The sequence below is a fragment of the Ochrobactrum sp. PL_is483 genome (assembly GCF_055816855.1).
Window position 1 is genome coordinate 41,438 of the sequence record NZ_JBVPGS010000020.1, and the last position, 24,487, is coordinate 65,924.

Here is a 24,487-nt window from a genome sequence, read left to right on the forward strand (position 1 = left end):
AAATGCTGGACATTCGCCAACTGCATTACTTCGTGGTCGTCGCAGAGGAAGAGCACGTCGGGCGCGCCGCCGAACGGCTGCATATTTCTCAATCGCCTTTGAGCCGGCAGATTGCCCAACTGGAAGAAAAGCTGGGGCTGACCCTGTTTGAGCGCTCGCAGCAACGCATCCGCCTCACCCGGGACGGCCACACATTCCTGGCAGAGGCGCGGGGGCTTCTGACCCATGCCAACCGGCTCGAATCTCTGGCGCGGCGGCTTGGACGCGGCGACGAAGGTGGGCTGTGCATCGGCTATCTGGAATATGCGATGCATTCTGGCGTGCTACCGAATGCGCTGCTTGAATTGCGCAACGACCGGCCTGCGGTACATATCGCGCTATACAATCAACAGTCAGCGGTTCAACTGGAAGGTCTACGCCAGCGCAGCCTCGACATTGCGCTTGTTTGCGAACCGCCATCACGCGACGATCCGGACCTTGAGGCCGCTCTGGTACTGAATGACCCGATGTTGCTGGCGCTCCCCGTGGGACACCCGCTTGCCGAGGCCCGCGACATCACCCCGGCCGATCTCGCCGCACAGAACTGGATTGGTGTGATGCACCAGGAAAACGCGCTACGGCACGACACATTTGTCGCGGCTTGCGCGAAAGCTGGATTCACTCCAACCATCTCGATGGAGGCCACGGAACCGCTGGCGGCCCTCGGCCTTGTCGCCGCAGGATTGGGCGTAACCACAGTCCAACAGAGCCTGCGTCATCAGGCGCCCGCTGGCGTGGTGCTGCGCGAATTGTCGTGGTTTGCCTATCGCACGCCCTTGTGGGCAGTCTGGCACAAGATCAATCTGCGACCGCTGGTAGAGATTTTCCGCAAGACATTGGTAACGACGGCGAACGGTGTGGCGCACGAGAGCGCGGTAAAGGAAGCGGCATAAGGGAATGCGCCTTACAGCCGATGGTGATCGGGCGGAGACTTCGCCGCCCGATCAAGCACGCATTGCAACCCCGCAGATAGCGGGGGGCTCATGGATCAGGCGTTTGCAGTCAGCACGACTTCGATCATTGCGCCACCGCCAAGATCGCTGACACCGACAGTTGCACGCGCAGGCAGATCGTCACCAAAAACTTCGGTCCAAACCGCATCCATTTCCTTTTTCTTCGACAGGTCGGTAACAAAAATGGTCGCCGACAAGGCTTTGGAAATGTCCGACCCAACCTCGTTGAGATAGGCTGCGATCTTGCCAAGAATTGAGCGCGTCTGATCGGCCATGCCAAGACTGGTGTCGTCGGCAACGGTGCCACCAACATACACGATGCCGTTTGCCGAAACGGCGCGGTGCATGATCGGGGTACGGATATTGCGCGAAATGCTCATGCTCTTCTCTCTTTCTGTCATTCAAGGGTGGAAACGGGACATGGACAGTCCCGAAATGTCGGTCGGGGTACGACCTTCAGCGACCAGTTCGGCCATGACCGCGCCGGCGGCAGGTCCAAGCTGGAAACCATGGAGGGAAAAACCGAATTGATAGAACAGGCCCTCATGACGGGACGATTTTCCCAGAACGGGCAAGTCGTCCGCCATTTTTCCTTCGATACCGGCCCAGGCGCGTACGATGGTCGCGTCACGCATCACTTCAAAAAGATCGAACACCGTGCGCGCGCTTTCATGGAGTTTTCTCCAGTCCAGAAGCGTGGTGTTGGTGGCGGGATCGGCCACGCCGAGATGGCCGCCGCCGATCAGGACGGTCCCATTGGCGAATTGTTTGAACGAAAGCTTGCGGCTGCGTAAGATAACGACCGGATCAATGAAATGCGGCACCCGCGACGTGATCATCAGCATCGGCGCGACCGGCTTTATTGGTACTGGCTCGTCGAACTGATCGGCGAAAGCGCCACCCCAGGCACCGGCCGCAATAATGAGGATCGGCGCGCAGAATGTCTCGCTTCCTGCATCGACATGCCAAAGGCCAGCCTTAAAGCGGGCATTTCCGGCTGTGACACCTTCAATGATCCTTGCACCCATTTGCTCGGCCTTGCGCCGGAACGCGCTTGTCGTTCGAGCCGGTTGCGCTGCACCGTCGCGGCGCGAGACGATACCGCCAGTGCAAGTCTCGGCAACCGCAGGCAGCAACGCGCGAACCTCATCAGCGGAAATCAGTTCCTCATGGGTAAAGCCATGACGCTTCAAGGTTTCAATCCGCTCCACGCAGGATTGAAAATCTGCTGCATTTTCGGCAACCAGCACCTGCCCATGGCACTCGAATGCGCATTCGTCATCGACAAGATCGGCGATGTTTTCCCAAATACCCATCGAGCGGATCGAAAGCGGAATCTCGGCAAGATCGCGCATCAACTGGCGCACGCCGCCTGCATTGACGCCGGATGCATGACGCCCCGCATAATCCTTCTCGATGAGGACCGGCTTCATCCCTTTCATGCAAAGGTGCAACGCGGTCGAACAGCCGTGAAGACCGCCTCCGATGATGATGGCGTCCGGTTGCGTCATTCCCGTACCACTGCCTTGAATGCGGCCTCATCGCTTGGCAGATCAGCCAATTCGTTCAATGCAATCGGCTTGATCGGGGCACGCAGGCGGTAGTAACCGATTTTCTCCGGCGTTGTTCCTCGTGCCCTGGCCATCAATTCCGTCATGGTGAGACCGCACAGACGCCCCTGACACGGCCCCATCCCCGTGCGCAGATAGGCCTTTGCCTGGTTGGGTCCGGTGGCCCCGGTTTCCACGGCTTTAAGCACATCGCTGGCACGGATTTCCTCGCAACGACAAACAATCGTGTCGCCATGCGGGGTGCGGAATTGTTCAGCCGGCTTGTAGAGCAGATCGAGAAAATCGCGCCCCTTCTCCGCCCGCACAAGCGCTGTACGCGCCTGCGTTTCGGCGCGCGGCGATATCGCAATACCTTGCGCTTTTGCAGCCGCCAGCGCTGCGATCCGGCCACGTTCCAGAGCAGCCAGCGCGCCCCCTATTCCCGCCCCGTCACCGGCGATGTAGATGCCGGGACTGTCCGACTGGCCATCTGCATCCAGAACCGGCCGCCAGCAAAGCTGAACCTTGTCCCATTCGTGCCTGACACCCGCAGCCATGGCGAGATTGACATTCGGCACAACGCCTTGATGTAACAGCAGAACATCGGCGTTCAGTGTTTCGGACTTGCCGCCAGCCTGATAGCGGACCGAGGAGAGCTGCCCGTCTCCAATCGCTTCGATTTCAGTCACATGCTTGATGATGCGTGCTTGCCGTTTCACCTCGCTCATCATCTTCAGGCCCTTGACCAGATAAGGCGATGTCAGAAATGGAATAGCCTTTGGCAAGGCGGCGCGAAGATTGCCTTTGGGCGTTGTGTCCAGAATACGATCAATCCTGCCGCCGAGACGCAATATCTGCGCCGAAAGCAGCCACAACAGCGGCCCCTGCCCGGCAATCACCAGATTGCCATCCGGCACCAGACCGGCATTCTTGATGAGCGTCTGGGCCGCACCCGCCGTCATGACACCGGGCAATGTCCAGCCGGGAATAGGAAATGGACGCTCCTGCGCGCCAGTGGCGATGATGACCCGTTTCGCCTTGACGAAACACGAGCCGCCGCCAACGGAAATCGCCAACTCCAGCGATGCATCCAGCGACCAGACCGTCGCACGATGCACAATTTCCGCTCCGCTCTTGCGCAAGGCTGCAATATGCGTCTCGCCAACCCAATAGTCTGCACCAAGAATATCGGGCGCTTTTACCGGGGTGGCGGTAATGGAGCGCCAGACCTGCCCCCCCGGACCAGCGTTCTCGTCCAGCATCAAGGTGCGAGCACCTGCCGACGCCGCCGTAGTGGCAGCTGCAATTCCGGCCGGGCCAGCGCCAATGACCACTACGTCATAATTGTCATGCAGGGGACGGGTCATTTGCCGAGCTCCCTCTTGCCCTTCTGGATCTCGATTTTCATGCCGGAGGCAACGGGAATGAGGCATCCCTGACGGTTGCCGACACCATCGATGGTAACGAGACAATCGAAACAGACGCCCATCATGCAATAAGGCAGGCGGCGCGCACCGCTGACCGCGGTGGAACGCCGCGCATCAATGCCGGATGCGAGCAGGGCCGCGGCAACGGTATCGCCCTCGCGGGCGATGAACTTCTGCCCTTCGATAAAAATCTCGACCGGCGTGCGGTCATCCTTGACTGCTGATCTGTACATGGCTGCTCCTGCGGGTTTCGAGTGTCAGAGCGTTGCGGGCGCATCGGCGAAACGGCGTGCGGAAAATGCCGACACCTTTTCAGGATCAAGCGCACCCTGCTTGATCATCGCAGCGATTTCCAAAGCGTGTTGCGATGCGAGCGTCACACCTGAATGACAGCAGGTGACGAACGCGCCGGGGCATTGCGTCGACTGGTCGTAGATCGGAAAGCCGTCACGAGTCATGACGCGAATGCCGGACCAGCTGCGCACAAGATTGACGGACCCAAGCCTGGGGAATGTACGGCGCGCCCGATCGGCGATGACAGTGCTAACCGGAAGCCGGGCGACACGGTCATCAAGGTAATCTTCCTTGCTGTCCCCCATCATCACCGTCCCTTCGTCGGTCTGGCGGATGGTGCCCAGCGGATAATTGAGGAAGCGTTCGGTGCGTTCGCTGACCAGAACCTGACCGCGGGTCGGCATCATGGGAGCGAAGAGCCCGACCTGCGCAGCCAGACGCTGGTTTTCGTTGCCAGCCGCAAGAACGATCTTGCCGGAAGTAACAGTCCCCCGTCCGGTCCGCAGGGTGAATTCACCGCGCTGATGACTGATCGACGCCACGGGTTCGCCGGGTCGGTAATCCACGCCGAACAAGCGCATGCCTTCGTGAAGGGCGCGGTAGGCGCGCAGCGAGTTCACATGTCCATCGGCAGGGCTGTAGCTCGCCCCTACCACTTCGGGACCGATTTCCGGGATATGCCGTGCCAGTTCCTCCCGGCTGACCAGCTCCATTGCATAGCCCTCCGGCGCTCCTTGAGTAAACATGGTGGACCTGACATCCGCGCGCTGCTGCATTTCCTTTTCGCTAAGCGCGATAAAGAACCCGCCGGGGCGCTCGTAACGAACGTCGAGACCCGTTTGTTGCAACAGTTCTTCGGCCAGTTGAGGCCAAAGGCGCGAAGCGCCCAGGCTCCAGCCGGCATATTCTGGCTTGCCGATGCCCTTGCCCTGCACCCAGACCAGCGCAAAATTTGCACGCGAGGCGCGCTTGGTTATATCTCCCTCGTCAAGCACGCAGACTTTCTGACCAAGTCTTCCAAGCCCCCAGGCTATGGCTGCCCCCAGGAGGCCGCCGCCGACGACGGTGACGTCATAATCGGAACGCATCGATTTTTCCTAACGGTTCTTGTCGCTATGACCGGAGAGGATGGCCTCCAGTCCGTACAGGCGGTCGAGCAGGACCAGAACGATCATCGTTATCGCGATCACAACCGCCGAAACGGATGTGACGAGCGGATCGATATTGTCCTGAACATAGAGAAACATGCGTACGGGCAGCGTTTCGGTTCCCGGCGCTGCAAGGAACACGGTCATCGTCACTTCATCGAACGACTGGATGAACGCCAGCGCCCAGCCGCTGATGACGCCCGGCAGGATCAGCGGCAGCGTGACCCGGCGAAACAGAGTCCAGTTGTCCGCCCCCAACGACACGGCTGCCATTTCAATCGAGCGATCCATTCCGGTTGCTGCCGCCAGCGTCAGCCTGAGCGCGAAAGGAAACACCACCACGATATGCGCGATCACCAATGCGGTCATGGTGCCCGACAGGCCGCCCATGGAGAAAAAGCGCAGGAAGGCGATGCCGAGCACCACATGCGGTATCATCAGCGGCGAAAGAAACAGTGCCGAGAGCAGGCCGCGCCCCGGAAACTGATAGCGAGCGATGGCCAAAGCTGCCGGAACGGCAACCATCACCGCGATTGTGGACGACAGCGCGCCAATCTTCAGACTGGTAAAAAAGGCACGGATGAATTCCGGATAATTCGCGATCTCGTAAAACCAGCGGAGCGAGAAGCTGCGCGTGGGAAGGGCAAGAAAACCTTCAGGCGTAAAGGCCACAAGACAGACCACGACAATGGGCGCGACCATGAAGATCACGAAAAGCGCGTGGAAGATCAAGGCCAAAGGTCCGTTGCGGCTCATTTGAACACCTCCGCATAGCGGCGCTCGATCAGGGTATTGCAGCCGACGATAATGAGGACGATGCCGATGAGCAGCAGTACTGCCACCGTCGCGCCGAGCGGCCAGTCGAGCGTGTTGAGAAATTCGTCATAGGCAAGGGTGGAAGCGACCTTCAGCCGACGCCCACCGATGATTGCAGGCGTGGCAAAAGCCGAAGCACTCAGCGCAAAGACGATGATTGAGCCGGATAAGATATCCGGCATGATCTGGGGAACGATGACGCGACGAATAACCGTCATCTGGCTCGCGCCAAGCGATAGCGCTGCATTTTCGATTTGCGGATCGAGTTTTTGCAAGGTGGTCCACACCGACAGGACCATGAAGGGCATCATGACATGCGCGAGCGCGATGATGACGCCCGTTTCAGTGAACATGAAGGGGATCGGCGCATCGATCACCCCGACCGACATCAAGGCTTTGTTGGCGATGCCGTTATTCCCGCCGAAGAGCAGCGCCCAGCCGAGTGTCCGCGCGACAACTGACAACAGCAGCGGTCCCAGAATAATGAGCAAAAAGAAGCTCTTCCAGCTCTTGCTCATGCGGTTGAGGATATAGGCCTCCGGAGCGCCGACCACCGCAGCGAGCAAGGTGGCCAGAAGGGAAATCCGCAACGTGCGAAGAAACATTTCGCCGAAATAGGAGTCGGTCAGAACTTCGTGCCAGTTTTCCAGGGTGAAGGTTTCAACGATGCCCGTATATTGGCCCCAGCTATAGAACGACAGCAATATCGTCATGACGAGGGGAATGATAACCACGGCCACGAAAAGCATCATGGCGGGAAGTACCAGGGCGAAAGCGGTGCGAAGACTGCCACGGGCTGCCATTATCGGCCCCCTGCGCGTAGCGTCATGTCCGCATCGCGCCAGTCGAGATAGACCGACTGTCCTTCCTCTGCGGGCCGCACCCCGTCATTCTGACGGATGACGAGAACCGGGCCAGCCTCAGTGTCGCATTGATAGAGCCAGCTATTGCCTTGGAATATCCGGCTTGCGACCTTCGCGGCGAGCCCCTTTTCGGCGAAGAATATCTTTTCAGGGCGGACATTGATGGTGACCAGCCCCGCTGGCGTGTCCTCAGAGGTTGGATGGCGTAGTCCGCCGCATTCAACGGTCCCGTCCCGGACACTGCCAGCAAGTTCGTTGGTCTTGCCGAGAAAACCCGCCACGAAGGGCGTTGCCGGGCTTTCATAGGCGGTGAGCGGAGTATCGATCTGCTCGATCCGGCCCTTGCTCATGACGACAACACGATCCGACAAGGCCATCGCCTCGTGCTGATCGTGCGTGACGAGGATAGTCGTCGTACCGATAGTGCGCTGTAGCCGCCGCAGTTCGATCTGCATCTCCTCGCGCATCTTGGCGTCGAGATTGGAAAGAGGCTCATCGAGCAGGAGCAATTCCGGTTTGATCACCAGCGCACGCGCAAGGGCAACGCGCTGCTGCTGGCCGCCGGACATACGGCGCGGATGACGATCTTCGTAGCCGGCCAGCCCTACCATTTGGAGGGCTTCCTTCACCCGAACCGCCCGCTCCGGCTTGGCTACGCCGCGCATTTCCAGTCCGAATGCCACGTTTTCGGCGGCTGTCATGTGCGGAAACAAGGCATAGCTTTGAAAAACAATGCCAAGCCCCCGCTTGGCGGGTTTGACCTTCGTGAGGTCACGCCCATTCAGATGAATCGCGCCCCCGCTGGTCTCGACGAAGCCGGCGATCATCTGAAGCGTGGTGGTTTTTCCGCAGCCAGATGGGCCCAGCAAGGAGATGAATTCGCCCTTCTCGACAGAGAGGGAGAAATTCTCCACTGCCACCTGATCGCCAAAGCGCTTGTTCACGCCCGAGAGTTCAAGAAAGCCCATTGCGAAAGTTCTCCAATATGAGTTGTAGGCAGGCGCGAACCGCGTCGATGGCAAGATGCCTCGCCATCGCATGCAAGTCGGATTATCTGGGTATCGCCCCTTCAAGCCCCGGCGATTTGCCAGTATGAGCGGCTTTGAGAGCGCGTTTCGATCTGATTGGATCAGATCGGCGCTCTAAAGCTTTCTATTTTAAGCATAATCTTATCGATCCTCGTTTCACTCCGGTCGGATTATGCTCTAGCGCTCAACTTCCCGGTTCCAGCGCTTGGTCCAGTTTTCACGTTCTTTATTGATAACCGACCAATCGGCGCTGTAGAGCTTATCGACCGTTTCGCCGCTGGGAATGAAATCCCGCTCGCCTTCCGGCACTTCAACGGATTTGTTTACCGGGCCATATCCGTATTCTTTGACCATCAGTTCCTGAACGCGGGGCGTGAGCAGTTCCTTGGCGAATTCTTCGGCCAGCGGGGATGCGTCCGGCTTGTTGACTGCACAGGTAGCGGCGAGAAGCGTTACGGCCTTTTCCTTTGGATAGGCAAAGGAAATTGGAAAACCGGTCTGGGCAAATGATTTGACGCGACCAGTACCCCATACGCCGATTATCGCCTGCTCCGATTGGAACAACTCGGTCATTTTGCCGGGCGAAGGCTCGTAGGCAAGAACATTGTCGTTCACCTTTTCGATCATGGCGTCAAAACCCGGATCGATATTGTTCTCGTCGCCGCCATTCATCTTGGCGAATGCGAGCAGCGCATGCAGGCCATAGGTGTTGTTGACCGGAGGAATAACCACCTTGCCCTTGTATTTGGGATCGGCAAGATCAGCCCAAGAGGTCGGCGCCTCCCAACCCTGCTTGGCAAAGTAATCCTTGTTATAGATCAGGCCCGTGGCGACTACGCCGACGGCGACCGCCTTGTCTTCAGGAAAACGGGCGACGTCGTAGAGTTCGTTCGACGGCAGATTTGAAAGCGGTTTGCAAAACCCCAGTTCGATAGCCTGATACATGGGACCGTCGTCCAAAAGGATCGTATCGAACGGCGGATTTGAATGTTGGGCCTGTATTTTGGCAAGCGTATCAGTGGAGTTGCCCGCGACATATTCCACTTTCACACCATGCTTCTTTTCAAACGGCGGGATAACCGCTTCGCGCATGGTCTTTTCAAAACTGCCGCCATAGCCACCAACAATCAACGTTTTGGTTTCGGCATGGGCTGCGCCAGCCAGAACAAGCAGCAGAGCGGTCGTCGATGTCAGTTTCAGAGCAATATTCATTCGTTTCCTCCGGTGCGAGATTCGAATTATTTCAAATCGTTCCCTGTTTGCGACTATTTCCCGAATTGACGGGCCATTCGTCAAATGCTTAATTTTAACCGTTCCATACCAAAATGTTATGAGAGAGACGACAATGAAGATCAACCACCGGCAGATTGAAGCCTTTCGGTCCGTCATTCTGGCTGGCAGTGTCACCAATGCCTCCCAGCTTATGAGGATTAGTCAGCCTGCCGTCAGCAGGCTCCTTAAGGACCTGCAAGCTCATCTCGGTCTGGTTCTGTTTGAAAAACGCGGCTCCGGCCTCGAGCCGACAGCCGCAGCCGTCGCGCTCTACACGGAAGTCGAGCGGTCATATGTCGGGCTCGATCGTATTGCGCGAGCCGCCCAGAATATCAGCAAAAGTCGGACAGGCACGTTGCGCATCGCTGCATTACCGGCATTGATCAATGGCTATCTGCCGCGTTTTGCTGGTGAATATCTTGCCGACAAGCGAGACCTGTATTTTTCCATGCAAGGGGTTGTTTCGCCGATGGTCATTGACCTCGTTTTGAACAATCAGTGCGACCTCGGCTTTACCGAAAGCCCGATGACGTCATCCGGTCTGGCGACGGTTCGGCTGCCATCCATTCCCCGCGTTGTCGTCATGCCCGAAAACCATCGTCTGGCGACGCGTCAGTCAATCCATGTCGAAGATCTCGACGGTGAAGATTTCATTGGATTGTCAGGCTCTTCGGTAGCGCGTGCAGCAGTCGATCTGACCCTCGACATGTACAATGTAAAAGTGGTCATGCGCGCCGAAACACCACTGTCGGAAATCGCTTGCGGACTGGTATCGTCAGGCCTCGGTGTTTCCGTTTGCGATCCGTTCACGGCCATGGAATTTGCAAACCGCGGGGTTGTGTCACGTCCGCTCACGCCACGTGTAGATTTCGCGTTCGACGCGATTTTTCCACCCCATCGCGCACCGCTGCCTCTCGCCATGGATTTTGTTCAAAGCCTGACGGAGAAAATATTACAGCAATATCCTCAAGTGGGCTGAGAAAAGTTAGGCCGGACAAACAAAACTTGTAAATTCGAGTATGTGCCCACTCGTTATATGCATGTCTCAAGCACGCAAACGCATCAGGAATTTCGGCCATATATCCCGGCGGCGAATGCTGATCCGGGGCAACCCGAACGGATCATCTGCCGGGCCTGCGTGCCCCCGCACTGTTGTGGTGGCGGTTGTGAACCCGGCTTCTCTCGCCATTTCGCGATGAACCGGATTGTTCTCACCATAAGGGAAACAGAATGCGTTTACTTTGTCGCCCAGCATATCTTCCAGAATTGTCTTCGATTGAGAGATCTGCCGCCTTGCTTCATCGTCAGGCGTTTCTGTCAAATGGACATGATCGAGCGTATGCGCACCGACTTCGTGTCCAAGCGCCGCCCACTCTCGCAACTGAGCGCGGGACATCAATGGCGTCTTCGGCACGCCAAGCGGTTGATCCCAGACATTACTTCCGCCAATCTGGTTTGCGACAAAATAATTGGTCGCGGTGAAACCATATTCGGCCAATACGGGAGCTGCGTTTTCCAGCACATTGAGAAAACCGTCATCGAAGGTAATCGCGGCGACTTTGCCTGTCTTCTCACCCTTGATGTAAGGTATGGCCTCGCGCAGAGAGACACCACGATAACCCGCTCTCTTCAGCCATTTCATCTGGCTTCTGAAGCGGTCCGGATGCACCAGCAAACCATGAAACGGCATGTTCTTTTGCGGTAGCGGCGCAATCTGATGGTATAAAAGAACAGGTACTGACATTCAAACGTCCCTCATAGTCACATCATCGAGACGCTCAGCATCAGTGTTGCTTACCAAAATGCGTTCGATCTCCGCGATCCGGTCACGCCTGCGCTGCAGCCGCTTTCCGGTACGCCCCAGGAAACGTCGGCGTTTCTTCGCTTCGCGACTTGCCTGAAGGTGCTCTATATAAACTTGCTCCACCGGTTCGTTATCGAGATGATCGAAAATCCAGCAGAACGATACCGGAAGCCTGTCCACTGAGTAACAGGGTGCAGCTTTGGCTGCGTCGTCGGCAAGTATCTGCTCCAGTACAAGTTGATCCCAAGTATCCGGCGCTTCCGCGCATCCTTTATGCCAGGCTTCCAGAAGAGCAAGAGCCGCGTCAGTGTCATTCAAGAGCACCGTTCCGCTCAGAAGATGCCCGCTTTTTTCGTAATATACCGCAATGTCGCTCTGTATGGGCAGCAATTCAGGCCACGGATTGCGATGAAACACGGCATCCACATCAACATAAAGCAACGGGCCTCTTACGGCCTTGCGCTGTTGCAGGAGCACGCTGGGCTTCAACCCGGCATTGCGCACCCAGCTTCCTGTGTTTTCAACGGCGACAGAAATGATCTTGAGTCCAAGATGGCGGGCGCTTGCGAGAAGCCGTTCCTTTTCATGCTCGTAGAAACTATTGGTTGTATAGAATGCGACAACTGTTCCCGCCGGCCCGGTCTCGGCGCGTTTTCGAGCCGCGAGTTCCGCCGGGGTTGGAAAGGCTACCGCCATCTTGCGATGAGCCCGACCCCATGGTCGAAACTTGTCAAAAAGCCGAAGGAACATGTTGCACTCATTAGTAAATTGCAGATTCTCGCGCGGAGTGGCGAATATTGCGTCGGGGTTAGTGCACATTCAAGAGTGAATCTGGAATTGGCCTGCAGTGTTGGGGTGGACGGCCTCCGAACGGCATCAAACGCGCCGAAGGGGCAGCCCGCCCCATTTGCGGCCCTTCCTGCACAGACGCTTCACACTGTTCGGGATACGCCTCAAAGCATATCGGATTTTATTGTGTTCGCATGACACGCTTTAAGCTTCTGTTTTTAAACATGTCTCCCAAAACCGGTTCCCACTTTTGGGAGACATGCATTAATTTGCCGCGTGTTTGGGCGTGCTGGCTTGCAGGACACTCAAATCCGCAACGATGGCCGCAGCTTCATTCTGCAAAACATCCGTCGCGTTCTTGCGGCTCTTCTCGATTGCAAGGTCGGCACTCAGGCTTCGCTCGTTCGACTGCAAACCGTCGTCAATCTGCGTATCAATACCATCATTGGACTTTCCGCGTGCCTTGGCCCGATTTTCCTGCGCGGTCATCTCATTGCGGCGCACCGTTTCGTTGAGAGAGATAACCGTTTTCTCGCGCTGCGCCTTGAGCGTCGCTACATCTTCCACAAAGTCCTGGAACTCGCGGGATTTCTGCACGCGCTCGTCATGCAGATTTTGCAGCTTTGGCAACAGTGCTTTTATCTCGCCTGACGATTTGTATTTGGCCGCGGAGACCTGAGACCACGGCAAAGCGTTGTCGAAGCTCGATTCACCGACAAGCTTGAGATCGAAGAGGCCGGGCAGGCTTATATCCGGCGTCACGCCGCGCAACTGCGTCGTTCCACCGTCGACACGGAAGAACTGCGCGACCGTAAATTTAAGTTCGCCATATTCGGGCTTGGGATTGTTGGCCACTTCATCGAGGTCAACCACGGTCTGCACGGTTCCCTTGCCGAAACTTGGCTCGCCGATGACCACGCCACGACCGTAATCCTGCATTGCCGCAGCGAAGATTTCCGAGGCAGAGGCAGAGCCGCGATTGATAAGCACGCCCAGCGGTCCCTTCCAGGCTGGAGCCGGAAGATTGTCGCTTTCAACCTTGACTTCACCGTTTGCGTTGCGTTGCTGAACCACCGGACCCTTGCCAACGAATAGACCTGTCAGGTCAATCGCCTCGCTCAGCGATCCGCCGCCATTGTTGCGAAGATCAACCAGAACGCCATCAACCTTATCCTGCTTCAACTCGGCGATCAGCTTGGCAACATCGCGGCTGGCGCTCCTGTAGTTCTTGTCGCCCTTCCGCCGCGCTTGAATATCCTCGTAAAACGCCGGGAGAGTGATCACCCCGATCTTACGGGTAACGTCTCCGTCCTTTACGGGAAGGATCGTTTTCTTGGCAGCCTGCTTGTCGAGACTGATCTTGTCACGAACCAGTGTGATGACATGGTGCTTGCCGTCAGCGCCGGCATCAGCCGGCAGGATATCGAGGCGCACGACCGATCCCTTGTCACCACGGATCATTTGCACAACTTCATCGAGGCGCATTCCGATTACTTCTTTGATCGGGCCGTCTTTGCCCTGACCTACCCCGATGATACGATCGCCCACGGCAAGTTTGCCCGACGACTGCGCCGGACCACCGGCGACCAGCTCGCGGATCGTCGTGTAGTCGTCTCTTTCCTGAAGCACCGCGCCGATGCCAACCAGCGATAGCTTCATGGAAATATCGAATTCGGCTGAAGCCTTTACGCCGAAATAATCGGTATGCGGATCGACCGATGTCGTATAGGCAGCCATGAATGACTGAAAAGCATCGTCGCTTTTGTATTTATACGTGCGCTCGATGGAGTTCTCGTAACGCTTGTCGAGCGTCTTGCGAATAGTCGCATCATCCTTGCCGGCGAGTTTCAGACGCAGCCAGTCGTTCTTGACGCGCTTGCGCCACAGATCGTCGCTTTCTTCATTGGAGCGCGGCCAAGGCTCCTTGTCGCGCATGGTGGAAAAATCTTCCTGCTTGCTGAAATCGAAATTCTGCTTGAGCAGACCACGTGCAAACGTCATACGCTCGATGATGCGCATCTGGTAGACGTTGAAGATCGAAAACGGAATGGTCAGATCCTGACGGTCGATGGCATCATTGATTTCCTTGCTGCTGGTCAGGAACTTGTCGACATCCGCCTGCAGAAAGATGAGCCTGTCCGGGTCGAGCGAGTCAATAAACCGGTTCATGATCCGAACCGATAACGCATCATCCAGCGGAACGGGCCGATAATGGAAGCGGGAAAGAAACTCTGCCGTCAAATGGGCGGCTTGCACCTGCTCAGGCGACGGTTTCAAAACAGTCGGAGAACGGACGTCGAGCGCATATGCTGGCAAAACACCTGCCAGGAAGAGACAAACCAGGCTAATTTTGATGCGTTTCAAGTGATGTTCCATTCTTGACGCTGAGCGTTTGATTCCAACCCTTGTTGGCTAAATATGGTTTTTTGGCAACCGTCTATGCCATTGGGAGCTGTTTCTTGCTTTCATAAGCTTTGGAATGCCTGTCCAAATTATATCCGGGAGGCCCCTTACCGAGGGAGAGACGACAAAGAGCAGGAGCGGCTATTTATTCCGAATTTTTGTGACCGGCTTCTCTGCGCCCAAAGCGCGCTTCACTGCCGCGCGTGCGGATGCCAGATCGGGCATGACCCAGTTCGGCTCCCCGCCAAGAAACTTATCGAGAAATGCGATCGCATATCCGGGCATTTCGGCGATATTTTCCTTATAGGACCACCATGTGCGCAATTCATCGGCGCATTGATCTATGTCGGGGATCGTACCGAACTCCTGTTCCTGCACGGCAGCAATCGCGCAGATACAGTAATTTGTGTAGAGAAACCCTTCTGGCCAGAAGCTGACAATCTCGTAAAGGCGAGCGGCATCGCCCGCAGCGTGCTTTGGTGGGGAAACAACCTTCGCCGGAGATAGACGGATCAGTTCGCGCAACACAAGCCCGGCTGCAAAGGTGATGAAATCCTTGCGATCCACCTTGGCGAAACGCTTGTTCTGGTCAACCAGCTCTACCCAGTTCAGAAACGCCTCGGTGAGCTTCTTTTCATCAATGTCGTATTCAACACCGTAAAGTTCATGCAGCAGGCTTGCATGCTTGCGGAACGTCGCCCTGAACCAACGCAGCTGGCGCAGTCGATGACGCAGATCGGGCATCGATGCCATTTGTTCCCTAAGCAGCAAATCCATGGTGCGAGCGGCCTCCTGTTTCCAAGCGACATTAAGCGAAGTGGATTGAAATGTCAGTCTTCATTCGCCTTTCAATAGCGGAAAAATTATACATATTGACATTCAGGAAGACAAATGTTCTCTAATTGATGAAGGGTGGACGCGGAAAATACCCCGTTCGCCTTCGTGGGAGGATAACAAAATGGCTATCTGGCAATGGGCTTTGCTGGCGCTTGCCTTGCTATGGGGCTTTCAGTCGCTGGGCGTATGGTTCCAGATGCGCCACTATTCCGATGTGATGAAAGGTATCACTTCGAAATATTCCGACGGCTTTGTTGGCGCGGGGCATATACGGGGACGCTTCGGCAAAGGTGTCATCGTGCTGATCGTCGTCGATCGCAATCTTGTGGTGCGTCGCTTCCTCCAGATGAGCGGACGAACCGTCTTTGCGAAATTCATCCGTCGCGAAGGCTTTGAGGGAATGCACCTTGGCGAATTGCCGGACAATCCCGCGATCGGAGAAGGAACGCCTGAAGTGGTGGCTGCCGCCAGACAGGCGATAGAGCAGATCGGCCGCATAAGAGACCAATCCGATGGGACCGAACTCGAAGGACTGAAGGCAGTGGGAGCATAGGAGTTGCTTGCCTGAAACAAGCAATCGAGGAGGAGCAATGTCGATAGTGACGATGTTGGCGCAACATGCCGACGCAACGATGCAATCCATACATATGGCTGGCAGCATGATTTCCGATGCCGCACTGCATGGCAAACATGCCGCAGAGCACGCAGGAAATGACTTTCTGCAGCTTGCGCAAGCAACGGCCCCTGCACCAGGCGATGCGGGCAGTGGCGGAATTACCGTCGATCAGTTCAAGGAACGCCTTCAGAACGTCCAGCAGGAAGAGCAGCTCGGCTGGCTTGCCTCCATCGGCAAGCACTTCATTGGCGTATTCCAGAAAGGCGGCGAAGTTTTTGCCGGATTTGTCACAGGCATCATTCCGACACTTGTGGTGCTGATGACCGCGTTTTACGCCGTGACCGAACTGGTCGGCGAAAAGCGCGTCCATGGCATCGCACGCAGCGCGGGGCGCATTGCGCTGACCCGCTACACGGTTCTGCCGGTTCTGTCGGTGTTTTTTCTGACCAACCCGATGGCCTACACGTTCGGTTCGTTCCTGGACGAAAAGTACAAACCTGCCTTCTATGATGCGGCTGTGTCCTACGTCCATCCGCCGCTGGGACTTTTCCCGCACATCAATCCGGGCGAATATTTTGTCTGGGGCGGCGTGCTGGTTGCCCTTCTCGAACTTGAGAAAAAAGGCGCGGTTCCAACCGGTTACCACATCAATGTCGCCATCTGGTACGCCATCGTCGGGCTCGTGGTGATCCTCCTCAAAGGCATGCTCACAGAACGCATCACCGCCATCATGGCGCGGCGTCAGGGCATCGAGCTTTAAGCGGGACATGGGGAGGACGACATGGTGAAGACCTATAAGGCAGTTCAGATTTCCCGCGGCTCGAATGGTTGGGGCGGCCCTCTTGTCATTCAACCGACCGAGCAGCGCAACAAGGTGGTTTCGGTCACAGGCGGCGGTATCCACCCGCTTGCGCGCCAGATTGCCGAACTGACGGGCGCAGAGGCCGTTGACGGCTTTCGCTCACCGCCAATCGAAAGCGAAATGGCAGTCGTGGTTGTCGATTGCGGCGGCACAGCCCGTTGCGGCGTTTATCCGCGCAAGCGCATCCCGACCGTGAACATCACGCCCGTTGGGCAGGCAGGTCCGCTGGCGCAATTCATTACCGAAGACATCTATGTGTCAGGCGTGAAGCCGGAAAACATTGTTCCGGCTGACGGCTCAACCGCCCCCGGTCCCGCCGCTGCGGCTATTGAAGAAGAAAAGCCAGCGCCTGTGGAGCAGCCAAGCGAAGGTGGCCTTGTCGGACTTATCAGCAGCATCGGCCGCGTCATGGGCCGCGTCGTTGGTATCTTCTTCCAAGCCGGGCGCCGTACAATCGATCAGGTCATTCGCAACGTTCTGCCGTTCATGGCGTTCGTGACGATGCTGATCGGCCTGATCCTCTATACCGGCATTGGCGATATTCTCGCCCAGCCGCTCGGACCATTGGCCAATAACATCATCGGCTTGCTGGTGCTTTCAGCGATTTGCGGTCTCCCGTTCCTGTCGCCGATCCTCGGGCCGGGGGCGGTTATCGCACAGGTCGTGGGCGTGGCGATCATCGGACCGCAGATTGCAAACGGCACCATTGCCCCGGCGATGGCCCTTCCCGCCTTGTTTGCCTACAACACGCAGGTCGGTTGCGACTTCGTGCCGGTCGGCCTGGCGCTCGGCGAAGCCAAACCCAAGACCATCGAGATCGGTGTGCCCGCAGTTCTGATCAGCCGCCAGATCATGGGCCCGCTTTCGGTTCTGATCGCATGGGTCGTCAGCCTCGCGGTCCTCTGAAATCCCGGTCCGCCGCGGCAAGCGCTGCGGCGGACGACCTCTCAAACATATGCATAACGATGTTTCCGATCAGCTTCACGGGCATCGAATACCAAACGAAGAAAGGACCGCTTCTATGTCGATACATCTGAAAACGCGGATCACCGCAATCGGCCCGGAAGTCGCGGACCTCGCGGAAGGTGGCGTTCTCATCCTGTTTGCTGACGGTTCACCACCTGAACTGGCGGAAGTATCCGTTCTCCATGTAGTGGAAGAAGGTCCTGAAGCATCGGCCCCGGCTGTCGGAACAAAGATCGCAATCGGCGCGCTCCAAGCCAAAATCACTGCCGTTGGCGAAAGCGCCTGGCAGAAGGTGCGCGAAATCGGGCATGTCGTCATTTCATTCACGGGTGCAGATTCGGCAGATCGCCCCGGTGAAATCTGTGCCAGTGAAATAGCTGGCGAAGAGCTTGTGGCTGCTCTCAAGGAAGGGCAGATTATCACCATTGGCGGCTGAAACTGCCGATCCTCGGATTTGAAATTGCATTCGACTTGAGGCTTACATAGATGGAACGCTCGACTATCGTCCGGGTGCGTGAGGGGCTGCATGCGCGCCCTGCTACCCGCTTCGTTAAACTGGCCAAGGGGTTTGAGAGCGATATTGAAATCGCCAAGGCTGGTAAAAGCGTAAGCGCCAAAAGCTCCGTCAAGCTGATGTTGCTTGGCGTGAAAGAACTCGATGAAGTCACCGTTCGTGCCGATGGAGCAGATGCGATTGAAGCCATTGAAGCCCTGATCGGCTATCTGGAAAACCCGCATGCGGGGCTGGAAGAGGGCGCCGCGCCGGCTGCACCTGAACCTTTGGCTGCACCTCAAGCCGAAACCGTGCCGCAAGCCGCGATGACGCCAAAACTCCCCGCAGGCCAGATCAAGGGTGTTGGCGCCAGCGAAGGCATTTCATTGGGGGCGGCTTTTCCGTTCTTTCCCGAAGAAATCAAGCCCCTGGGCCGAAAGCTTGCGTCCGCTGAAATAGACGCCGAGATTGCTCGCTTCAGAGCCGCTATCGTCACTGTCCAACAGCGTATGGATGCTTCCCTTTCCAGTGGCGATCTTGCTGACGCTGACAGAGGCATTATCGCGGCACTGAAGGATATTGCCGCAGATGACAGCCTGACTGACGAAGCGCTTGGGCTTATTCGCGGGGGCCTCGATGCCATTTCAGCCATGCTTGCGGCGGCTTCAACCGTGGCCGCACAGTTTGCCACGCTTGATGATCCCTATCTCAACGCGCGCGCGGATGATGTTCATGCCGTCAGCCGGCAGATCTGCCTTGCGCTTCTCGGCAAGGAAGACGTCAATCTGGAGGGGCTGCCGGAAGGGTCGGTACTCATCGCCGACGACATCGGCGCCTGGGATCTGGCACGAGCGCCGCTCAAGAAGATCAAGGGCGTCGTCTGCGGGCATGGCGGCGCAACATCGCATGTGGCCATCATTGCACGCACACACGGAATTCCTGCGGTTCTTGGCCTCGGGAGCGCCGTGCAGCAACTACGAAATGCGACAACCGTGGCGGTGGATGGAAGTTCGGGCATTGTTTATTCCGATCCGGACATAGCAACCCGCGATGCAATCGAAGCGCGCATTTCCAATGCATTGCAGGAAAGGCAGGCGCTGGATGCCTACCGCTCCGTCACGCCGCGCAGGGCTGACGGCACGGTCATAGAAGTCGCAGCCAATATGGGTGCGCTGGAGGAGATCGAAGTCGCGCTTGAAGCCGGTGCGATGGGTGTCGGGCTTTTTCGCACCGAACTTCTCTTCATGAAGCATATTCACCTGCCTTCCGAAGATATGCAGACCGAAACCTATTCCGCGCTGCTGAAAGCCTTTGCCCCGAACCCCGTTATCGTTCGAACGCTGGATATCGGCGGAGACAAACCAATTGCAGGCATCGAGTTCCCGGAAGAAGAAAACCCTTTCCTTGGTTGGCGCGGCATTCGCATGTGCCTGGACCGGCCGGATGTGTTCAAACCGCAACTGCGGGCGCTTTTGCGCGCGGCAACCAGCGGCAATCTCAAGGTTATGTTGCCCATGGTTTCGGATGTCGAGGAAATCCGTGCAACCAAATGCCTTATCGCTGAATGCATCGGCGAGCTTGAAAGCGAAGGCAAGGCCTTTGCCGGGTTCGACCTTGGTGTGATGATCGAGACCCCCGCCGCCGTTTTCACAGCGCGGGAACTTGCAAAAGAAGCAGCTTTCTTCTCCATCGGCACCAATGACCTGACGCAGTATGTGATGGCTGCGGATCGGCTTAACCCAACCGTTGCGAAGCTCAACGATGTCAGCCATCCGGCTGTGATGGCGGCAATCGAGATGACCGCGAAAGCGGGAACCGAAGCAGGCATCATGGTGGGTATGTGCGGCGAGGCGGCAGGCAAGCCGGAACTTATCGGTGCGTTCCTGCGAATGGGACTGACCGAACTCAGCATGAGTCCGGCATCAATTCCCCGCGCAAAGAAGCTGATTATGGATATGTTTCAGCCGTCCGGCCCGGATCATGGAAGATGAGCAATTAACGTCTGGAACAATGGCTCGAGCTGCGCCTGATCGCGATCTTCTGCCGCCTGCATGAGACGATCATGGCGCACATCCAGCGCCAGAATTGCACTTTCCAAAGGATCGACGCCCGTCAGATCGGCCGCTTTTGCAGTCGCCAGACCGCAGGCAAGTCCCGCCGCCGCGAAACAGGTCGTTTCAAATTTACGCAAGGCCTGCGGGTCAAGATGCCCTTCCATGGAGATAAAACGCACGGGCCTTTCGCCGAGCAGTTCCAGGAAAAGAGCTGTCACGGCGCTGGAGGTTGCCGTAATTTTCGTTTCGCCTGCTTCTGCCGAAAACACGTTATTCAGCAACGAGCCATATTTCCGCGTCATCCTTGCGTGAACCGTTACGAACGCGGCTTCGTGGATCAGCACATTCGGCAACTGATGGCGGCGCAGTACTTCCTTGGTGAGATAATACATGTCCCTTCGGAAAGCGCGCACTCCTTCCGTGCCAGCACCGAAATAGACCGACAGGCTTTTTACATGCGGCGCGCTGTTATGGACTTTCGGGTCGGCAGAAATCAGCGAAATGGAAATGGTTTCGGCTGTCGTCAGGGCCTTGTCCACCATGCTTGCCGCATGTTCCAGCAACAGTTCAGGGGACGGAATGTCGCTGCGCCTTTCGGCTTCCGGCAAACCGTCATGGCAATTGCGACGAATCATGTATCGAACCCCGCGCAGGCGGTCCTTCAGATTGACTGCAATTTCTTCCGAAAGAGTGCGCAACATCGTCGATTTCCTTATGGCAGCACCATCGCAACAGGATGGACCAGGCACTTGAATTATGGTTTGCCTTCACACGGAAAAGCAATAGTTTCGGTGTAGAAACAGCGCTTCTATAATGCAGTATTACGCCGTTAATTTGAGGGATAGTTTTGAAAAAAGCCGGCAGGAAGACACAGAAAAATCCGGAAGCAGCCGACCTCATCATCGGATCGGAAGGTGTGGCTGCCGAAAACCGTACAAGCCGGCTGCGAACACGCGCTGCGTGGATGTATTACGTCGAACAGATGACCCAGAACGATATCGCGGAAGCGCTCGGTGTCGGACGTGTCACGATCGTTCGCCTTCTTGCCGATGCCCGTGCGCGCAATGAAGTAAAAATCACCATCGAAGGCAAGCTGGCAAGTCTGACATCCCTTGAAGTCGAGCTTGAGAAAACCTTCGGTCTGGAGCGCGCCATCGTCGCTCCCCTCTCCTCACCCGAGGTCGACCCTATCCCGCCGATCAGTGCCGCCACCGGCGCCTATCTCTCTGAAAAAGTACAGCACGGCATGACGATCGGCGTTGGCTGGGGACGGACTCTTTCCAGCACTCTGCAACATATCGGCGCGCGTCCGCTCAACGATCTGAAAGTCATTTCCCTGCTCGGCGGCATCGTACAGCCGCGCCGTTCAAATCCGCCGGAATTTGCCTGGCAATTTGCCCAGATTTTTCAGGGCGAAGGCTACCTCATCCCCGCCCCGGCTCTGGTCGACAGCAAAGAAACCCGCACTGCACTCATCGAGCGCTGCGGCCTGAACACAGTACTCGACATGGCCGAAAAACTCGACATGGTCCTGCTCAGCGTCGGCGATATTCAGACTGCCAGCAGCACGTCTTATCGTGTCGGGCTGATCGATGAGGCGCAGAAACAGTCGCTCATCGAAAACGGCGCCGTTGGCGACGTGTTGTTCCACTTCTATGACAAGGACGGCAAGATCGTCGATGATCCGGTCCATGATCGTGTCATGTCGGCCAAAATCGAGAGCCTTCAGAAGACGCCGCAGCGTATCCTCACCTCAGGTGGAAAAGAGAAGATTGCCGCTCTGCTTGGCGCAATAAAGCTTCTGAAGCCTACTGTTCTCATCACCGATGAAGAAAGTGCCGCGCAGATGTTGAAAGCGCGATCCGGGTAGATGCAAAAAGCACATCGTCGCAAAACAATGTGCTTTTTCTGATTGTCGCATTTGCGATGAAACCGGCATCAATTGGCAGCGGCCGCACACTCTTTCAGGATTTGCAGCACCGCAGCCCGCTCCTCGATTTGTGGCATATGTCCGCAACCGGGGAAGATATGGACGCCGACTTTACCCGGCAAACCATGCGCATGAGCAACGGGGATAACACGGTCTTCAGCACCGAAAATAAGCCTCACCGGCATCGCAAGCGAGGCAATGCTTGAGCGCACTTCAAAGGTCTGCGTGCCATCTGCGAAGAACCGGGCGCCAATCGCTTCCTGCGTATTGCGCAATTCTGTATCGGCAGCCTGCGCAACTGTTGCATTGATGAACGGCTTGGTCAGATGGTTCTCGTCGGCGACGAGCAGCTTCAGCCAGGGAACGATGCTGGCTTCGCTTTTCGCGCCGACAAGCCCCTTGATAAAGGCACCGTTGATCTGGGGCCCCAAGCCGCCCGACGAAATCAGCAGCAAGGAGCGCACATCGACAAGCCCACGCGCCGCAATGACGGTCGCCACCGCACCGCCAAGCGAATGCCCGACCAGAAGACACGCGCTTACGCCCAGAGAATCCAGTGTCGCTTCCACAGCGACGGCAATTTCATCGATGCTTTCTGGAACGATGCGTGGCGAATTGCCGTGCCCCGGAAGATCGAGCGCCAGAATCGGACGGCCAAGCGATGCGCCGGCAAACAATCCGCGCCATGAATTGAGATCGGCTGCAAAACCGTGGAGCAGAACCACCGGCAGACGCCCTGCTTCACCCTCACGCAACCAGGCAGCATTGAGCTGGCCGGGAGAGCGCGGCTCCGCGCTTTTGCTTGCAAACGATTTGGCCGTGACCGCTGCTTTCGCAATGCCAATATCGCCTTCAACGTCCTTCTTCTGCACGCGGCCCTTCGGCCCCGAGCCCTGAACGGCAGCGAGGTCAATGCCTGCGTCGCGCGCAAGTCGGCGGGCAAGCGGTGTCGCCCGCACCTTCGCGGCTGAATCCCGTTCATCGTCTTGGGAGGACTTGGGATCGAGATCGCTCGGCGGAGCTGTTTCGATAGCGGCATTTACAGGCGCAGCAACAAACGGCTCTTCGGCGACAACCGCGGGCTTGCCATGACGCTCTTCGCCTTCTTCATAAATCCAGGCGACGGCCTGACCGACAGGCACGACCGTCCCTTCCGCCGCGCTGATGTCTGCGATGATGCCCGATGCCGGCGCATCGACTTCCATCGCAGCCTTGTCGGTTTCGATTTCAAAGAGAAGCTGGCCCTTCGTGACCGTATCGCCATCCTTGGCATACCATCGCGAGATCTGCCCCGTCTCCATATCCATATCGACCTTGGGGAGAATGACTTCCACTGCCATGGTCAGCGCACTCCCTTAACCAGATCGCGAGCGCTTTTCAGGATGTCGGGCACCTGTGGAACGGTCGCGCGTTCGAGGTCGGGATTATATGGAATTGGTGTTTCGGCGCCGCCAAGACGCACGATGGGCGCATCGAGATAATCGAAAGCCTCGCTTTCCGCGACGATAGCGGAAATTTCGGCACCGATGCCAAGCGTCTTGACCGCTTCATAAACGCAGAGCAGCCTCGACGTCTTCTTGACGCTTTTTACGATGGTTTCGCGATCGATCGGGCGCACCGTGCGCAGGTCGATCACTTCGACATCGATCCCATCCCGGGCCAGTTCGGCAGCGGCATCAAGCGCCTTATGCACCATGATCGCGGTTGCGACGATGGTCAGGTCGCGGCCTTCGCGAACCACTTCAGCCTTGCCGATGGGAACGGTGTAGAAACCTTCGGGAACCGGACCTTTCATCTTGTAAAGCAGCTTGTGCTCAAAGATCATCACGGGGTCCGGATCTTCAACGGCAGCGAGCAACATGCCCTTGGCGTCATGTGGCGTCGAAGGCTGCAAGACCTTCAGGCCCGGCACATGCCCGAGCCACGCTTCCAGGCTCTGGCTATGCTGCGCTGCGGCACCCGTTCCAGAGCCTGCCGGAAAACGCATGACCAGCGGCACGGACACAGCGCCGCCAAGCATGTAGCGGATTTTTGCCGCCTGATTGACGATCTGCTCCATACCGAGGGCAGCAAAGTCGGAAAACTGGAACTCGAAAATCGGCCGCATGCCGGTCAGCGCTGCGCCGACAGCCACGCCGGCGCCGCCCAGTTCCGAAATCGGTGTATCCATGACCCGGTCTTCACCGAAACGATGGACAAGATCACCGGTCACCTGAAACGCGCCGCCATAGACGCCAATATCTTCGCCCATCAGAAACACGCGGTCGTCGCGCTCCATGGCAATCGCCATGGCTTCCTGGATAGCTTGCGAATAGCTCAACTCACGGATTGTCGCGTCCATGT

At 57.1% G+C, this 24,487-nt stretch carries 24 protein-coding genes; 8 read left to right on the forward strand and 16 right to left on the reverse strand.

The window, feature by feature from the left end; translation table 11 throughout:
• The first annotated feature begins 2 nt into the window (after positions 1-2).
• Positions 3-932, forward strand: a complete 930-nt coding sequence (locus AC0TNJ_RS01785; protein WP_473770036.1) for a LysR family transcriptional regulator — start codon at positions 3-5, stop codon at positions 930-932.
• Positions 933-1,027: 95 nt separating this feature from the next.
• On the opposite strand, the gene AC0TNJ_RS01790 is transcribed toward AC0TNJ_RS01785, so the two are convergent.
• From AC0TNJ_RS01790 to AC0TNJ_RS01830, 9 genes are all read right to left on the reverse strand, one after another.
• Positions 1,028-1,372: a RidA family protein gene (locus AC0TNJ_RS01790; protein ID WP_122002124.1), complete on the reverse strand. Its 345-nt coding sequence runs from the start codon at positions 1,370-1,372 to the stop codon at positions 1,028-1,030.
• A gap of 21 nt (positions 1,373-1,393) precedes the next feature.
• Complete coding sequence (locus AC0TNJ_RS01795) at positions 1,394-2,503, reverse strand: NAD(P)/FAD-dependent oxidoreductase (protein WP_473770037.1); 1,110 nt, start codon at positions 2,501-2,503, stop codon at positions 1,394-1,396.
• A complete protein-coding gene (locus AC0TNJ_RS01800) occupies positions 2,500-3,909 on the reverse strand; it encodes an FAD/NAD(P)-dependent oxidoreductase (RefSeq protein WP_473770038.1) in 1,410 nt (469 codons plus the stop codon). Before AC0TNJ_RS01800 ends, AC0TNJ_RS01795 begins: the two co-directional genes overlap by 4 nt.
• Positions 3,906-4,202, reverse strand: a complete 297-nt coding sequence (locus AC0TNJ_RS01805; protein ID WP_473770039.1) for a (2Fe-2S)-binding protein — start codon at positions 4,200-4,202, stop codon at positions 3,906-3,908. The genes AC0TNJ_RS01800 and AC0TNJ_RS01805 overlap by 4 nt, the downstream gene beginning before the upstream one ends.
• Positions 4,203-4,226: 24 nt before the next feature.
• Complete coding sequence (locus AC0TNJ_RS01810) at positions 4,227-5,351, reverse strand: NAD(P)/FAD-dependent oxidoreductase (protein WP_473770040.1); 1,125 nt, start codon at positions 5,349-5,351, stop codon at positions 4,227-4,229.
• Positions 5,352-5,360: 9 nt separating this feature from the next.
• A complete protein-coding gene (locus AC0TNJ_RS01815) occupies positions 5,361-6,167 on the reverse strand; it encodes an ABC transporter permease (protein WP_473767165.1) in 807 nt (268 codons plus the stop codon).
• On the reverse strand, positions 6,164-7,030 hold the full coding sequence (locus AC0TNJ_RS01820) for an ABC transporter permease (RefSeq protein ID WP_473770041.1): 867 nt from the start codon (positions 7,028-7,030) through the stop codon (positions 6,164-6,166). The genes AC0TNJ_RS01815 and AC0TNJ_RS01820 overlap by 4 nt, the downstream gene beginning before the upstream one ends.
• Positions 7,030-8,058 carry an ABC transporter ATP-binding protein gene (locus tag AC0TNJ_RS01825; RefSeq protein ID WP_473770042.1) on the reverse strand — a complete coding sequence of 343 codons (1,029 nt, stop codon included), beginning with the start codon at positions 8,056-8,058 and terminating at the stop codon, positions 7,030-7,032. Before AC0TNJ_RS01825 ends, AC0TNJ_RS01820 begins: the two co-directional genes overlap by 1 nt.
• A gap of 237 nt (positions 8,059-8,295) precedes the next feature.
• Positions 8,296-9,330, reverse strand: coding sequence for an ABC transporter substrate-binding protein (locus tag AC0TNJ_RS01830; RefSeq protein WP_473770043.1), 1,035 nt, complete (start codon positions 9,328-9,330; stop codon positions 8,296-8,298).
• 133 nt (positions 9,331-9,463) lie between these two features.
• Here AC0TNJ_RS01830 and AC0TNJ_RS01835 point away from each other — a divergent pair, with 133 nt between their 5' ends.
• Complete coding sequence (locus AC0TNJ_RS01835) at positions 9,464-10,369, forward strand: LysR substrate-binding domain-containing protein (RefSeq protein WP_473770044.1); 906 nt, start codon at positions 9,464-9,466, stop codon at positions 10,367-10,369.
• Between the two features lie 66 nt (positions 10,370-10,435).
• Here AC0TNJ_RS01835 and AC0TNJ_RS01840 read toward each other — a convergent pair whose 3' ends face one another.
• The 4 genes from AC0TNJ_RS01840 to AC0TNJ_RS01855 form a co-directional block, all read right to left on the reverse strand.
• Complete coding sequence (locus tag AC0TNJ_RS01840) at positions 10,436-11,134, reverse strand: polysaccharide deacetylase family protein (RefSeq protein WP_473770045.1); 699 nt, start codon at positions 11,132-11,134, stop codon at positions 10,436-10,438.
• The gene (locus AC0TNJ_RS01845) at positions 11,135-11,944 is read right to left on the reverse strand and encodes a putative nucleotide-diphospho-sugar transferase (protein WP_473770046.1); all 810 of its coding nucleotides are present in this window, start codon (positions 11,942-11,944) and stop codon (positions 11,135-11,137) included. It abuts the gene before it with no gap.
• Between the two features lie 303 nt (positions 11,945-12,247).
• Positions 12,248-14,359 carry a carboxy terminal-processing peptidase gene (locus AC0TNJ_RS01850; RefSeq protein WP_473770047.1) on the reverse strand — a complete coding sequence of 704 codons (2,112 nt, stop codon included), beginning with the start codon at positions 14,357-14,359 and terminating at the stop codon, positions 12,248-12,250.
• 168 nt (positions 14,360-14,527) lie between these two features.
• The gene (locus AC0TNJ_RS01855) at positions 14,528-15,163 is read right to left on the reverse strand and encodes a hypothetical protein (protein ID WP_473770048.1); all 636 of its coding nucleotides are present in this window, start codon (positions 15,161-15,163) and stop codon (positions 14,528-14,530) included.
• A 181-nt stretch (positions 15,164-15,344) separates the two neighbouring features.
• Between AC0TNJ_RS01855 and AC0TNJ_RS01860 the strand changes: the two genes are divergently transcribed.
• The 5 genes from AC0TNJ_RS01860 to ptsP all read left to right on the forward strand — a co-directional run bounded on the left by AC0TNJ_RS01860 (position 15,345) and on the right by ptsP (position 20,151).
• A complete protein-coding gene (locus tag AC0TNJ_RS01860) occupies positions 15,345-15,776 on the forward strand; it encodes a transcriptional regulator GutM (RefSeq protein ID WP_473770049.1) in 432 nt (143 codons plus the stop codon).
• A gap of 37 nt (positions 15,777-15,813) precedes the next feature.
• Positions 15,814-16,599, forward strand: a complete 786-nt coding sequence (srlA, locus tag AC0TNJ_RS01865; RefSeq protein WP_473770050.1) for a PTS glucitol/sorbitol transporter subunit IIC — start codon at positions 15,814-15,816, stop codon at positions 16,597-16,599.
• A gap of 21 nt (positions 16,600-16,620) precedes the next feature.
• Entirely contained in the window at positions 16,621-17,607 is a 987-nt protein-coding gene (gene srlE, locus AC0TNJ_RS01870; RefSeq protein ID WP_473770051.1) for a PTS glucitol/sorbitol transporter subunit IIB, read from the forward strand.
• A 115-nt stretch (positions 17,608-17,722) separates the two neighbouring features.
• A complete protein-coding gene (locus tag AC0TNJ_RS01875; RefSeq protein WP_473770052.1) occupies positions 17,723-18,103 on the forward strand; it encodes a PTS glucitol/sorbitol transporter subunit IIA in 381 nt (126 codons plus the stop codon).
• A 50-nt stretch (positions 18,104-18,153) separates the two neighbouring features.
• On the forward strand, positions 18,154-20,151 hold the full coding sequence (ptsP, locus tag AC0TNJ_RS01880) for a phosphoenolpyruvate--protein phosphotransferase (protein WP_473770053.1): 1,998 nt from the start codon (positions 18,154-18,156) through the stop codon (positions 20,149-20,151).
• Here ptsP and AC0TNJ_RS01885 read toward each other — a convergent pair.
• Positions 20,139-20,915 (reverse strand): hypothetical protein, encoded by a 777-nt coding sequence (locus tag AC0TNJ_RS01885; RefSeq protein ID WP_473770054.1) that lies wholly within the window; start codon positions 20,913-20,915, stop codon positions 20,139-20,141. The two genes, ptsP and AC0TNJ_RS01885, sit on opposite strands and share 13 nt — an antisense overlap.
• Positions 20,916-21,061: 146 nt before the next feature.
• Between AC0TNJ_RS01885 and AC0TNJ_RS01890 the strand changes: the two genes are divergently transcribed.
• The gene (locus AC0TNJ_RS01890; protein WP_122002142.1) at positions 21,062-22,084 is read left to right on the forward strand and encodes a sugar-binding transcriptional regulator; all 1,023 of its coding nucleotides are present in this window, start codon (positions 21,062-21,064) and stop codon (positions 22,082-22,084) included.
• Between the two features lie 68 nt (positions 22,085-22,152).
• Here the strand turns inward: AC0TNJ_RS01890 and AC0TNJ_RS01895 are convergent, their stop codons facing one another.
• Both AC0TNJ_RS01895 and AC0TNJ_RS01900 read right to left on the reverse strand, forming a co-directional pair.
• A complete protein-coding gene (locus tag AC0TNJ_RS01895; RefSeq protein ID WP_473770055.1) occupies positions 22,153-23,484 on the reverse strand; it encodes an acetoin dehydrogenase dihydrolipoyllysine-residue acetyltransferase subunit in 1,332 nt (443 codons plus the stop codon).
• A gap of 2 nt (positions 23,485-23,486) precedes the next feature.
• Complete coding sequence (locus AC0TNJ_RS01900; RefSeq protein ID WP_122002144.1) at positions 23,487-24,485, reverse strand: alpha-ketoacid dehydrogenase subunit beta; 999 nt, start codon at positions 24,483-24,485, stop codon at positions 23,487-23,489.
• Positions 24,486-24,487: the final 2 nt, after the last annotated feature.

Bases quoted from the DNA above. Each gene is read 5' to 3' on its own strand.
- AC0TNJ_RS01785 (WP_473770036.1), top strand. From the start codon at position 3: ATGCTGGACATTCGCCAACTGCATTACTTCGTGGTCGTCGCAGAGGAA.
- AC0TNJ_RS01790 (WP_122002124.1), bottom strand. From the start codon at position 1,372: ATGAGCATTTCGCGCAATATCCGTACCCCGATCATGCACCGCGCCGTT.
- AC0TNJ_RS01795 (WP_473770037.1), bottom strand. From the start codon at position 2,503: ATGACGCAACCGGACGCCATCATCATCGGAGGCGGTCTTCACGGCTGT.
- AC0TNJ_RS01800 (WP_473770038.1), bottom strand. From the start codon at position 3,909: ATGACCCGTCCCCTGCATGACAATTATGACGTAGTGGTCATTGGCGCT.
- AC0TNJ_RS01805 (WP_473770039.1), bottom strand. From the start codon at position 4,202: ATGTACAGATCAGCAGTCAAGGATGACCGCACGCCGGTCGAGATTTTT.
- AC0TNJ_RS01810 (WP_473770040.1), bottom strand. From the start codon at position 5,351: ATGCGTTCCGATTATGACGTCACCGTCGTCGGCGGCGGCCTCCTGGGG.
- AC0TNJ_RS01815 (WP_473767165.1), bottom strand. From the start codon at position 6,167: ATGAGCCGCAACGGACCTTTGGCCTTGATCTTCCACGCGCTTTTCGTG.
- AC0TNJ_RS01820 (WP_473770041.1), bottom strand. From the start codon at position 7,030: ATGGCAGCCCGTGGCAGTCTTCGCACCGCTTTCGCCCTGGTACTTCCC.
- AC0TNJ_RS01825 (WP_473770042.1), bottom strand. From the start codon at position 8,058: ATGGGCTTTCTTGAACTCTCGGGCGTGAACAAGCGCTTTGGCGATCAG.
- AC0TNJ_RS01830 (WP_473770043.1), bottom strand. From the start codon at position 9,330: ATGAATATTGCTCTGAAACTGACATCGACGACCGCTCTGCTGCTTGTT.
- AC0TNJ_RS01835 (WP_473770044.1), top strand. From the start codon at position 9,464: ATGAAGATCAACCACCGGCAGATTGAAGCCTTTCGGTCCGTCATTCTG.
- AC0TNJ_RS01840 (WP_473770045.1), bottom strand. From the start codon at position 11,134: ATGTCAGTACCTGTTCTTTTATACCATCAGATTGCGCCGCTACCGCAA.
- AC0TNJ_RS01845 (WP_473770046.1), bottom strand. From the start codon at position 11,944: ATGTTCCTTCGGCTTTTTGACAAGTTTCGACCATGGGGTCGGGCTCAT.
- AC0TNJ_RS01850 (WP_473770047.1), bottom strand. From the start codon at position 14,359: ATGGAACATCACTTGAAACGCATCAAAATTAGCCTGGTTTGTCTCTTC.
- AC0TNJ_RS01855 (WP_473770048.1), bottom strand. From the start codon at position 15,163: ATGGATTTGCTGCTTAGGGAACAAATGGCATCGATGCCCGATCTGCGT.
- AC0TNJ_RS01860 (WP_473770049.1), top strand. From the start codon at position 15,345: ATGGCTATCTGGCAATGGGCTTTGCTGGCGCTTGCCTTGCTATGGGGC.
- srlA (WP_473770050.1), top strand. From the start codon at position 15,814: ATGTCGATAGTGACGATGTTGGCGCAACATGCCGACGCAACGATGCAA.
- srlE (WP_473770051.1), top strand. From the start codon at position 16,621: ATGGTGAAGACCTATAAGGCAGTTCAGATTTCCCGCGGCTCGAATGGT.
- AC0TNJ_RS01875 (WP_473770052.1), top strand. From the start codon at position 17,723: ATGTCGATACATCTGAAAACGCGGATCACCGCAATCGGCCCGGAAGTC.
- ptsP (WP_473770053.1), top strand. From the start codon at position 18,154: ATGGAACGCTCGACTATCGTCCGGGTGCGTGAGGGGCTGCATGCGCGC.
- AC0TNJ_RS01885 (WP_473770054.1), bottom strand. From the start codon at position 20,915: ATGTTGCGCACTCTTTCGGAAGAAATTGCAGTCAATCTGAAGGACCGC.
- AC0TNJ_RS01895 (WP_473770055.1), bottom strand. From the start codon at position 23,484: ATGGCAGTGGAAGTCATTCTCCCCAAGGTCGATATGGATATGGAGACG.
- AC0TNJ_RS01900 (WP_122002144.1), bottom strand. From the start codon at position 24,485: ATGGACGCGACAATCCGTGAGTTGAGCTATTCGCAAGCTATCCAGGAA.